We start from the raw sequence: 10,376 nt of genomic DNA on the forward strand, positions 1-10,376 counted from the left end.
ATTTATATCGTCGGCAAGTAGCGCTCGTATGGAAACCCGCAAGGTGCAGGTGACGGGGGGGTCGACCTACACGGTCTCGTTGCCGAAGGACTGGGCGACCGGCAACGACATCAGCGGCGGCAGCGTCGTCGAGTTCTACCCCGAGGAGGACTCGCTCCTGCTGACGCCCCGCCAGGACGAGGAGAAGGTCGAGGGCACGCTGGACGTCTCGGGGCTGGAGGGCGACGAACTGACGCGGACGGTCGTGACGATGTACGTCAGCGGGTTCGACATCATCACGCTGGAGGCCTCCCGCGTCAGCGCCGCCCAGCGCCGCACGATACGAGAGACGACGCAGGGACTCGTCGGCCTGGAGGTCATCGGCGAGACCGCAGAGCACGTCCAGTTGCAGGACCTGCTGGACTCCTCGGAGCTGTCGATGCACAACGCCATCACCCGGATGCGGCTGGTCTCGACGACGATGCTGTCGGACGCCGTCACCGCCCTGCTGGAGAACGACGACGACCTCGCGGCCGACGTCGTCCAGCGCGACGATGACGTCGACCGGCTGTGGTCGATGGTCTCGCGGGTGTTCCGGTCGGTGCTCCGGGACCCCAGCGCCGCCGCGACGGTCGGCCTGGACCGGGAGACCTGCTTCGACTACCACTCCAGCGCCCGCCAGCTCGAGCGCGTCGGCGACCACGCGACGAAGATAGCCACCCACGCCGAGACGATGGCCGCACCGCCCGAGGCCGCCGCCGACGCCATCGCGGACCTCCACGAGGAGGCCAGCGATGTCGTCGAGATGGCGATGGACGCGCTGCTCGAGGACGACCCCGACCGCGCGACGCAACTGGCCAACGACGCCCGCCAGCGCGTCACGGAGATCGACGAACTGGCGCGGGCCGTCGACGAGGAGATACGCGAACTGGAACCACAGGAAGCCCAGTTGCTCGGCCTGGTCGTCGACTCGCTGTCCCGGAGCGCCGACTACGGCGGCAACATCGCCGAGACCGCACTCCAGAAGGCCGCGCCGCGCCCCTGAGCGGGCGCGGTTCTTTTTGTACGTGCCGTCCGTGGTCCCGGTATGCTCACCGAGTTGCGCGACGGGGTCTGGTGCTACGAGTGCAAGGGCGTCAACGCCTACCTCGTCGCCGACGGTGACGGCATCACCGTCGTCGACGCGGGGACGCCGTTCGACGCCGCCCGCGTCGAGGGCGCCGTCGACGCGGCCGGATACGACCTCTCGGCGGTGAACCGGGTGCTCGTGACCCACTACGACTTCGACCACGTCGGCTCGGTCGCGAAACTCTCCGTCGACGCGCCGGTGTACGTCGGCCACGAGGACGCCGACCTCCTGACCGGGCAGGGCCGCCCGCCGCTGACCGGCGCGAAACCGCTCCTCCAGTTGGCCCTCGGGCCGCTGGTCCCGGACGTGCCCACGGACCGGGTCCGCCGGGTCGAGGACGGCGACGAGATGGGCGGCTTCACCGCCTACCACACCCCCGGCCACACGCCCGGCCACGTCGCCTACGTCCACGAGGAGCGGGAGGCGGCCTTCCTCGGCGACCTCGTCGTCGAGCGTGACGGCCGGCTCCGACCCTCGCCGTGGTTCATCTCCTACGACACCGACGCGGTCGAACGCAGCGTCGGCGACCTCGCCGAGCGGGCGCCGCCCTTCGAGGCGCTCGGGATGGGCCACGGGACGCCCTTCGAGCGCGGCGGCGGCCAGCGGCTCTCGGAGTTGGCCGACTCCCTCGACGGTTAGACGATCTCCTCGGCAACCGCCTCGGGCCCGAGCAACTCGGGGTCGACGATGTGGCCCGCCTGCCCCTTGACGAACTCGGGGACAGAATCGCGGCTGTAGACGACCACCCGGAGGTCGGGATTGAGGTCGACCGCTATCGGGACGCTCGTCGCCAGGCCGGCGTCGGTCACGACGAGGACGTCCGCCTCGACGATGCCGGCCTCCTCGAGGGCGGGGCGGTTCGCGGTCCCGGCGGCGAAGCGCACGTCGGCGCCGCGGTCCGCCAGCGCCTCGCCCAGGCCGTCGGGGTCGTCCCCGGCGACGACGACCCTACTCATATTCGATGGTGGCCGGCGGCTTGTGCGTCACGTCGTAGACGACGCGCGAGACGTTGTCGTGGGTCCCGGTGATGCGCGACTGGATGCGCTGGAGCGTTTCCCAGTCTATCTCCTGGGCGCGGGCGGTCATGCCGTCGCGGGACTCCACCGAGCGGACGGAGACGACCCACCCGTGGACTCGGTTGTCGCCCTTGACGCCGGTGGCCTTCCCAAGCACCGCCGCCAGCGCCTGCCAGGGTTCGTACGCCCCGAGTTCCTCCTCGACGACGTGGTTGGCCTCGCGGGCCACCTCGAGTTTCTCCTCGGTCACCTCGCCCAGCACGCGGACGGCGAGACCGGGACCGGGGAACGGCATCCGCTCGGAGACGACCTCTTCGAGGTCCAGTTCGCGGGCGACCTCCCGGACCTCGTCCTTGTAGAGGTCCCGCATGGGTTCGACGATGCCCTCGAAGTCGATCCGTTCGGGCAGGCCACCGACGTTGTGGTGGGACTTGATGGTGCCCTCCGACTCGATGCGGTCGGGGTAGATGGTGCCCTGCACGAGGTAGTCGGCGTCGACCTCGCGGGCGACGGTCTCGAACTCGCGGATGAACTGCTCGCCGATGACGTGGCGCTTCTCCTCGGGGTCGGTCACGCCCGAGAGGGCGTCGAGGAAGCGCTCGCGGGCGTCGACGATGCGGAGGCCCTCCATGTAGGCGAACGTCTCGCGGACGCCCTCGGTTTCGCCCTTCCGCATCAGGCCGGTGTCGACGTAGACGGGCGTCAACTGGGCGCCGACGGCCTCGTAGGCCAGGGCGGCGGCCGTCGAGGAGTCGACGCCGCCCGACAGCGCGATGACGGCGTTGTCGTCGCCGATCTCGTCGGCGATGGCCGCGATCTGCTCGTCGATGAACGTCCCGGGGTCGACCATCAGGCCGTCACCTCGCCGGTGTCGGTCTCGACGCCCTCGAGTATCGTCTCGACCAGCGCCAGGAAGGGCGGCGAGGCCCGCCCGGGACGGGAGCGGAACTCGGGGTGGAACTGCGTCCCGAGGAAGAACGGGTGGTCGGGCAACTCGAGTATCTCCATCCGGTTGCCCGCCCGCCCGGAGAAGACCAGCCCCGCGTCCTCGAGGCGGTCGATGTACTCGGGGTTGACCTCGTAGCGGTGCCGGTGGCGCTCGGTGCAGGCGTCGGCACCGTATATCTCGTGGGCCAGGGTCCCCGGTTCGATGTCGGTCTCGTGGGCGCCGAGTCGCATCGTCCCGCCCATGTCCTCGATCTCGTACTGTTCGGGCAGGATGTCGATGACCGGGTGGGGCGTGTCCTCGTCCATCTCGGCGGAGTGGGCGCCCTCGAACCCGCAGACGTTCCGTGCGACGTCGACGACGGCCATCTGGAAGCCGAGACAGAGCCCCAGGAAGGGAACGCCGTTCTCGCGGGCGTACCGGACGGCGTCGATTTTCCCCTCGGTGCCGCGGGCTCCGAAGCCGCCGGGGACGATGACCCCGTCGGCGCGGTGGAGCCGCTCGGCGTGAGCCTCGTCCATCTCGTCGGCGTCGACCCACAGCACCTCGACCTCGGTGTTGGTCTCGAAGCCGGCGTGCTTCAGTGCCTCGTGGATCGAGAGATAGGCGTCCTCGAGGGCGTACTTGCCGACCAGCGCGATTTCGACCGTGTCGGTCGTCTCCTGTGTGACGATGTCGCGCCACTCGTTTTCCCGCTCGTCGGCCGGCACTGCCTCCGACGCCAGGCCGAGTTCGCGCATCACGTACTCGTCGAGGCCCTCGTCTTCGACCATCAGCGGGACGTGGTAGATGTCCTCGACGTCGGGGTTCGAGAAGACGGCGTCGGTCGGGACGTCGCAGAACAGCGCGATCTTCTCCTTGGTCTCGGGGTCGAGGCGGTCGTCGCACCGGCCGACGAGGATGTCCGGCTGGAGACCGATAGAACGGAGTTCCTTGACGGAGTGTTGGGTCGGCTTGGTCTTCTGCTCGCCGTTCTTCGAGTAGGGGACCAGCGTGACGTGGGTAAAGAGGATGTCCTCGTCGTCTTCCTCGTGGGCGAACTGCCGGAGCGCCTCGAGGTACGGCATGCTCTCGATGTCGCCGACCGTGCCGCCGACCTCGATGAGACAGATGTCGTGGCCCTCGGCGGCCTCCCGGATGCGCCGCTTGATGTCGTCGGTGATGTGGGGAATGATCTGGACGGTCTTGCCCAGGTAGTCGCCGGCGCGTTCCTTCTCGATGACGTGGCGGTAGGTCTTGCCCGTCGTGACGTTGTGATCGAACGTCATGTCGATGTCGAGGAACCGCTCGTAGTTCCCCAGATCGAGGTCGACCTCGCCGCCGTCCTTCAGGACGTACACCTCGCCGTGCTGGTAGGGGTTCATCGTCCCCGCGTCGACGTTGAGGTAGGGGTCTATCTTCACCGCCGTCACGTCGAAGCCGGCGTTGGCGAGCAGTCGGCCGGTGCTCGCCGCGGTGATGCCCTTGCCCAACCCGGACATCACGCCGCCGGTGACGAAGATGAACTTGTTCCCCAGCGAGGGGTCGTACTCAGTAAGCTCCGTCGGCATACTGACGGTGCGCGAGCGTCCGACTAAACCGTTACGGACCCGTCGCCCTCCCTGGACGACCGGTCGGTCGGCTGACCGAGAGCCCCGGCAGGATGCTCCGTCCGGTGCGCAGGCAGACGAATCATTCGTACAGTTCGGATGTTAAACGGCTGGAAGTATATAGAACAATAGTTCCCACATTCCGATACAAACCTAACAGGTTGAGCCTGTGACAACACAACTTAGGCCGGCTGCCACAGCCACGAAAATGGCAATTATTATGAACAGGACTGCTTCGCCGATTTCTTCGTCCATGATATTTTTATTAGCCCATTCCATCATATCCTCCATTGCATCTTGCATTTCTCCAGACGTTGGGGTTCCGCTTGGAGTACATGTGCTAAAACAGATCCCTGCTGTTTCTTGACCGATCTCGAAACAAAGGTTCCCGTTGAAAGGATTCTCTCGAACTCCTATCCAAAACTGATGGTCAAAAGTAATCCCTTCATCAAGTTTCGTTCTCTCAAAGGTGATATCCACAGCCGCATCAAGGTCGCGAGTATTATCCGGGCCACAGGAACGGTTTGCGTTTGAATCTACATACGACGTAGATAGGCAATATTCTTCTCCAAATAAGCTGACCTTTTGACAGGCACTAATGGGGAACGGACCTGAAGAGGAGGTTGATTGGACTCCACTAGGCGAACACTCTGCGTCGTGAACGTCTTCAAAATAATCATGCGCCTCAGAGTCAGTCATCCCCGCATCTTTTAACTCTTGAATATAATCAGTACAATATTCGTAGTATGGATATCTGGCACTGACAACTTTTGTCAAAATACCGCTTGCAGCCATCCCACTAGTACTCAGTGCAGCTGTTCGGAACACATCTCTCCGTTTCATATTACAAGATACTTTTTCTGTATATTAAATATTGTCTTTAGATAAAATATATTAATGAATGGGTGATTTGTAGGGCATAATGACCGGACAAGTCGCGTCATCCATCGCCGTAAGTATAATCGCTCTACCGGTGGCGATCGCTGCGACGTGGACGATATACGTGGCTACCGGCTACGTCGTCTGGGCGGTGAAAGGATCGGCCACCGATCTCGAAGCCGACATCGACGTTCCGCCGGCGGATCAAAAGAGAGATGCGAAGGTGAAGGTCATCGACAGCCGGTGGGTCTCGGCGACGCGGTTCAGCACCATCACCCCGCGATGGATGGTGAGTTCGGCCGCTGTAACGTCGCTCTCGAGAGCCCAGCGGGACTGTCTGGTTTCACACGAGGTGTCCTACGTCCACAGCAGAGGTCCGTGGATCTATTACGGGACGGCAGCGGTAGGAGCCCTGCCCGTGTTCTTTGCGCCCGAGTTGATTGCCACCGTCGTGTCCGGGGTTCCGCCACTCGTCTCGGTGGTACTGGTGGCCGTCGGGGACTTCGCCGTCTGCCTGCCGGCGGTCAAACGGTGGCTGGTCTACCGGGCGGACCGCCGGGCAGCGGCGAACTGTGACACCGAGACGTATCTCGACTTCCTCGAAACCACGGCACGAGTCGAACCGTCCCGGCCGGTCTGGCTCCGGTGGCTGACACCGACCCCAAAGCGGCGGCTCGAAAAGTTCCGGGATCACGTTTCTGCGGGCGAAACTGCGGATTGATCCGCCGAGAAACACGGTAGGACCGGCGCTTGACATCCTCCCACCCCTGAAGGGGTGGGCTTCCGCTCGCTACGTGTCAGTTGACGCCCGCGGCGGCCTGCTCGCGTGCGGCCTCCAGCCCGCCGTCGTCGGTCGAAATCAGCACCCACGCCCACCGGTAGCGGCGGTCGACCGCCACGAGCGTGAGGTTCCAGTGGGGCTCGCCGAAGTAGTCGCACCACGCCTCCCGCGTTCGGTGGATCGTGATCTCCTCGTAGCGGTCCTCGATGACCTCCCCACAGCACTCGCGGGCGAGTCGCTTTGCCTTCGCGTAGGTGCCGTACTCCTGGTCGACCGTCGCGTCGAACGACCGGGAGCCGCCGTGGACGAGCGCCTCGGCCAGCACGCCGTCCAGCGCCAGCCCGGACTCGACGGTGAACGTCGGCTCCGGTCGCTCGGGGACCTCGATACCGAGTCGGTCGGTGACGGCCTCGGAGGCCAGCAGGTGTCCGAAGAACTCCGCGTCGGCGAGGCAGTTGCGGGCCGCGAACCAGTCCAGGGCGGGCGAATCGGGGATGTGGACACAGCACCAGCGGGCGTCGCCGCTCGCTCGAGTGTCGTTCATCGCGTCGACGAACCGCTCGACACCGCTCGCGTCCGGGTCCACGACATCGAAGTCCTTCGATGACCAGAGTTGATCAATGGCGTCCAGAGGTGGTCTCGTGGCGGTCCAGTTCACGTCGAGCATACCGTAGCAAGCCGGGGTTAACTTAAATACTCGGTGGCTAATCTATGAAAATAGATTGATATGCCGGGTAAAATATGTCAACAGAGCAACGCTGCGAGGTGTTCGGCGGCTTTGGCGCTCTGTCCGACGAAGAAGTGGTCGGCGCCGACCGCCTCGACGAGACCGCCCCGCTCGCGGACCCGCTCGGCGACCGCCGCCGCGTCGACGGTGGTGTCGCGCCGGCCGTAGACCACCCCGACCGGACAGGCGATGTCGTCGACGGCGGCGACGGCGTCGATGTCCGGCGAGATTCGGGCGGCTGGCGCGAGTGCCCCGACGGCGGCCGGCGGCCGGCCCGCGCGGCTCTCCCGGGCGGCCGCGACCAGTGCCAGACAGCCGCCGAAGCTGTAACCGAAAAGCGAGACCGACTCGTAGCGGTCCCGCGCCCACGCGAGGGCGTCGCGGGTGTCCGCCAACTCGCCGCGACCCTCGTCCCACGCCCCGTAGTCGAACCGGAGACACGCACAGTCGACGGCGTCGCTCACCGCCCGGAGATTCCGGTCGGTCCGACTGCCGCCGTGCTCGGGGTGCGGCGGACAGGCGACCACGCACGCCTCGCGGTCCGGGTCGTCCAGCGTCCCGCGGACGTCCCGGTCCGAGGGCACGAGTATCTCCTCGCTCATGTCGGCGGGCGTAGGCGGCCCACGCTCTTGAGGCTGTGGCGTTCGGTAGTGCTCCGACAAGTGGAACGCTGTATCGGGCTGCCCCCGGTAGCTACCCGATCCCTGTCAGGACCCGGCTGCTGAATAGGGAGGCTGGATTCAGCGTTTTCGAGGTGGAGCCTCCGGCCTCAAGGAGCGACCGAAGCGTAGCAAAGGGAGTGAGCAGGCCGGAGAGGAAACCGACATGGTACGACACAACCGGCATACTGCGACCGACTGACTCCCAAATATATAAATACCATCGGGTGTTCTCTGAAGTTATGGACGTGCGTCGAACTGCCGTCGTGAAACTCGACCTTTCCGACGAGCAACGTGATGCACTCCACCGAACTGCCGAGCAATACCTGTATTGCGCGAACCGAACCGCCGACTACTGTTGGTCCGACACCACCTACACCGAGTGCAGAACCAACAAGAGACAGGTTCGTGACGCTCTGTACTCCGAATTGCGAGAGGAGACGGACTTACAGGCACAACTCGTTCAAGCCGCGATACGCCGCGCCGTCGAAGCCGTCAAAGCGTGTGTCGAACGGTGGAAGAAGGGGCAGCGTGTCTCTTGCCCGACGTTTACCGCTGAAACGATGGACTACGACGCACGGAGCGCGACCTTCTACCGCAACAAGGTATCGCTGGCAACCGTTGAGGGGCGGGTAGAACCATCGTTGCCTTGTTTTGCCGCCGACTAAGGGTATCCTCAGGCGTTCTCACGGTGATATTCCGCCAGATTAACCCGGAAATGGACGCCGTCTGGCGATATGGCATCGCTCAGACGGCTTGCCTGGATGTGTCGAAACCTTGCCAAACAGCACGTTGACGACCCGGACGTACCCGCCGCGCCGGACGGCGCGGACGGGTACGCCGAGTGGGTGCAAATCGCGGTGATTCTGTTCCGCGTCGAACTGGAGAAGAGTCTCCGTGAGACCGAGGACTACCTCAACGAGATGCCACATGTCCTCGGCGTGTTCGAACTCAAGGAAGCACCGCACTACAGTTCGTTCTGCCGGTGGGAAGATCAGTACCGGATGCGGGAACTCCGCCGCCTGCTCCGCGCGTCGGCGGAGCAGGCGGGCTGGAGTGGTGAAGCCGCGATTGACGCGAGTGGCTTCCAGCGCGATCAAACCAGCTACCACTACCGCGACCGCGCGAACTACTCGTTGCAGTCGCTGAAGACGACCATCTTGATCGACGTGAACTCCCTGGCGATCAAGGACGTTCACTACACGACGAAGAAGGCGTGGGACGGTCACATCGGGATGCAGGTCTTCCGCCGGAACGCGGAAGACCTGCGGGTGTTGTCTGCCGACGCGAACTATTCGTGGAGCGACCTCCGGGAGGAGTGTCGCTCCAACTCGACGCGACCGTTGATCAAACACAGGGAGCAGACACCGTTACAGAAGGCTCACAACGCCCGGATGAACGATGACTACAACCAGCGCTGGATGAGTGAAACCGGCTTCTCGCAGTTGAAGGAGGACGACGGCGAGAAGCTCCGCTCCCGGAGCTGGCACGGCCAGTTCCGGGAGCTGACTCGGAAGTGCATCGTGCATAACCTGACGCAGGCGGCGAGTTAGGGGCTCGCCGCCTGCTCCCCTTCTCCGGACGTATCCGGGAGAGGCATCGCCGTCGTCGCTGGATCAACGGAACAAGATACCATAGTTGTGACCCTTCAGCGAGCGCCGCTCCTGACAACGACTGCATCTTCTGAGTCCACGAATCCGTCTCTGGCGCCGTGAAACCGCGAATAATCGATCCTACCCCGACGCTGTCTTGTGATTCAACGAGGCAACCATCGTTCGTTCTCCCCGCAGACAGCCCGACGCCCTACGAGCGGTACGTTCTCTCCGAGGACTACGAGTTCCGCGAAAGTACGGTTCGATACGACGCGGTGGACGGCGAGTTCTACATCCAACTCTCGATGCGGCGGATAGACGGTGACGCAGAGGTTTCGGAAGATACCGGGCACCCCGACCAAACGGTCCTCGGTATCGACCTCGGCGTCAACTCGTTGGCAGTCTCCTCGACCGGTACGTTTTGGCAGGGAGACGACTACGACCACTGGTGCCGTGAGTTCGAGAAGCGGCGTGGTGAGATGCAACAGCGCGGCACACAAGCCGCGCACAACGCCTTGCTTCGCCTCGGGAAGCGCGAAGAAGCGTGGCGGAAACAGTACATCCACACGGTCGCTAACGAACTTGTCGCGGAAGCTGTCGAACACGACTGCGACGTTATTGTGTTCGAGGAGTTGACCGACATTCGAGAGCGGCTTCCGCAAGCGAAGTGGCACCACGTTTGGGCGTTCCGACGCCTGTTCGAGTACGTCTCCTACAAAGCGCCCGAACAGGGCGTCTCCGTGGAGCAAGTCGAACCGAACCACACGTCTCAACGCTGTTCTCGGACGGATTGTGGGTTCACGCACGAGGACAACCGCCACGGAGAACACTTCTGTTGTCAGAAGTGTGGCTACGAGGTGAACGCGGATTACAACGGTGCGAAGAATATCGGGCTACGGTACGCCCGAAAGCGGACACACAGACTCCGTTCCTCGCCCAAGTCGGGGAGCGGAGACGCAGAAGTAGACCTGCGTGTGAATGGTGGGACGTTGAACGGCGAGAGTCACCGGCCTATTGCTGGTGACTGATTGCCGGGAGTCCACATCAAAGCCCCACCCTCAAGGACCGAGGCGCGTATG

The 10,376-nt window shown here is 64.1% G+C and carries 10 protein-coding genes and 2 pseudogenes; 6 read left to right on the plus strand and 6 right to left on the minus strand.

Going from position 1 to position 10,376, the window contains the following annotated elements; all coding sequences use genetic code 11:
* Positions 1 to 28: 28 nt before the first annotated feature.
* Together NLF94_RS05515 and NLF94_RS05520 are read left to right on the plus strand one after the other, a co-directional pair.
* Positions 29 to 1,024, plus strand: a complete 996-nt coding sequence (locus NLF94_RS05515; RefSeq protein ID WP_254840467.1) for a phosphate uptake regulator PhoU — start codon at positions 29 to 31, stop codon at positions 1,022 to 1,024.
* 42 nt (positions 1,025 to 1,066) lie between these two features.
* Positions 1,067 to 1,747 (plus strand): MBL fold metallo-hydrolase, encoded by a 681-nt coding sequence (locus tag NLF94_RS05520; protein ID WP_254840468.1) that lies wholly within the window; start codon positions 1,067 to 1,069, stop codon positions 1,745 to 1,747.
* On the opposite strand, the gene NLF94_RS05525 is transcribed toward NLF94_RS05520, so the two are convergent.
* From NLF94_RS05525 to NLF94_RS05540, 4 genes are all read right to left on the minus strand, one after another.
* A complete protein-coding gene (locus NLF94_RS05525; RefSeq protein WP_254840469.1) occupies positions 1,744 to 2,064 on the minus strand; it encodes a DUF7126 family protein in 321 nt (106 codons plus the stop codon). The genes NLF94_RS05520 and NLF94_RS05525 overlap by 4 nt on opposite strands.
* Positions 2,057 to 2,974 (minus strand): glutamine-hydrolyzing GMP synthase, encoded by a 918-nt coding sequence (guaA, locus tag NLF94_RS05530; RefSeq protein ID WP_254840470.1) that lies wholly within the window; start codon positions 2,972 to 2,974, stop codon positions 2,057 to 2,059. The genes NLF94_RS05525 and guaA overlap by 8 nt, the downstream gene beginning before the upstream one ends.
* Complete coding sequence (gene pyrG / locus NLF94_RS05535) at positions 2,974 to 4,620, minus strand: CTP synthase (RefSeq protein ID WP_254840471.1); 1,647 nt, start codon at positions 4,618 to 4,620, stop codon at positions 2,974 to 2,976. The genes guaA and pyrG overlap by 1 nt, the downstream gene beginning before the upstream one ends.
* Before the next feature lie 192 nt (positions 4,621 to 4,812).
* On the minus strand, positions 4,813 to 5,502 hold the full coding sequence (locus NLF94_RS05540; protein WP_254840472.1) for a hypothetical protein: 690 nt from the start codon (positions 5,500 to 5,502) through the stop codon (positions 4,813 to 4,815).
* 79 nt (positions 5,503 to 5,581) lie between these two features.
* Between NLF94_RS05540 and NLF94_RS05545 the strand changes: the two genes are divergently transcribed.
* On the plus strand, positions 5,582 to 6,259 hold the full coding sequence (locus NLF94_RS05545; RefSeq protein WP_254840473.1) for a hypothetical protein: 678 nt from the start codon (positions 5,582 to 5,584) through the stop codon (positions 6,257 to 6,259).
* Positions 6,260 to 6,335: 76 nt separating this feature from the next.
* On the opposite strand, the gene NLF94_RS05550 is transcribed toward NLF94_RS05545, so the two are convergent.
* On the minus strand, positions 6,336 to 6,986 hold the full coding sequence (locus NLF94_RS05550) for a hypothetical protein (protein WP_254840474.1): 651 nt from the start codon (positions 6,984 to 6,986) through the stop codon (positions 6,336 to 6,338).
* Positions 6,987 to 7,063: 77 nt separating this feature from the next.
* The gene (locus NLF94_RS05555) at positions 7,064 to 7,648 is read right to left on the minus strand and encodes an alpha/beta hydrolase (protein ID WP_254840475.1); all 585 of its coding nucleotides are present in this window, start codon (positions 7,646 to 7,648) and stop codon (positions 7,064 to 7,066) included.
* 299 nt (positions 7,649 to 7,947) lie between these two features.
* On the opposite strand from NLF94_RS05555, the pseudogene NLF94_RS05560 reads away from it, so the two are divergent.
* From NLF94_RS05560 to NLF94_RS05570, 3 genes and pseudogenes are all read left to right on the plus strand, one after another.
* Positions 7,948 to 8,349 (plus strand): annotated as a pseudogene (locus NLF94_RS05560) (RNA-guided endonuclease TnpB family protein); the annotation flags it as partial.
* 93 nt (positions 8,350 to 8,442) lie between these two features.
* Entirely contained in the window at positions 8,443 to 9,258 is an 816-nt protein-coding gene (locus tag NLF94_RS05565) for an IS5 family transposase (RefSeq protein WP_254838721.1), read from the plus strand.
* A 212-nt stretch (positions 9,259 to 9,470) separates the two neighbouring features.
* Positions 9,471 to 10,325: pseudogene (locus NLF94_RS05570) on the plus strand (RNA-guided endonuclease InsQ/TnpB family protein); the annotation flags it as partial.
* Positions 10,326 to 10,376 lie beyond the last annotated feature (51 nt).

This window comes from Natronomonas marina, from assembly GCF_024298905.1.
GTDB lineage: Archaea > Halobacteriota > Halobacteria > Halobacteriales > Haloarculaceae > Natronomonas > Natronomonas marina.

Coding starts and splice junctions, on each gene's coding strand:
- NLF94_RS05540 (WP_254840472.1), bottom strand. CDS start 5,502: ATGAAACGGAGAGATGTGTTCCGAACAGCTGCACTGAGTACTAGTGGG.
- NLF94_RS05525 (WP_254840469.1), bottom strand. CDS start 2,064: ATGAGTAGGGTCGTCGTCGCCGGGGACGACCCCGACGGCCTGGGCGAG.
- guaA (WP_254840470.1), bottom strand. CDS start 2,974: ATGGTCGACCCCGGGACGTTCATCGACGAGCAGATCGCGGCCATCGCC.
- pyrG (WP_254840471.1), bottom strand. CDS start 4,620: ATGCCGACGGAGCTTACTGAGTACGACCCCTCGCTGGGGAACAAGTTC.
- NLF94_RS05520 (WP_254840468.1), top strand. CDS start 1,067: ATGCTCACCGAGTTGCGCGACGGGGTCTGGTGCTACGAGTGCAAGGGC.
- NLF94_RS05515 (WP_254840467.1), top strand. CDS start 29: ATGGAAACCCGCAAGGTGCAGGTGACGGGGGGGTCGACCTACACGGTC.
- NLF94_RS05550 (WP_254840474.1), bottom strand. CDS start 6,986: ATGCTCGACGTGAACTGGACCGCCACGAGACCACCTCTGGACGCCATT.
- NLF94_RS05555 (WP_254840475.1), bottom strand. CDS start 7,648: ATGAGCGAGGAGATACTCGTGCCCTCGGACCGGGACGTCCGCGGGACG.
- NLF94_RS05545 (WP_254840473.1), top strand. CDS start 5,582: ATGACCGGACAAGTCGCGTCATCCATCGCCGTAAGTATAATCGCTCTA.
- NLF94_RS05565 (WP_254838721.1), top strand. CDS start 8,443: ATGGCATCGCTCAGACGGCTTGCCTGGATGTGTCGAAACCTTGCCAAA.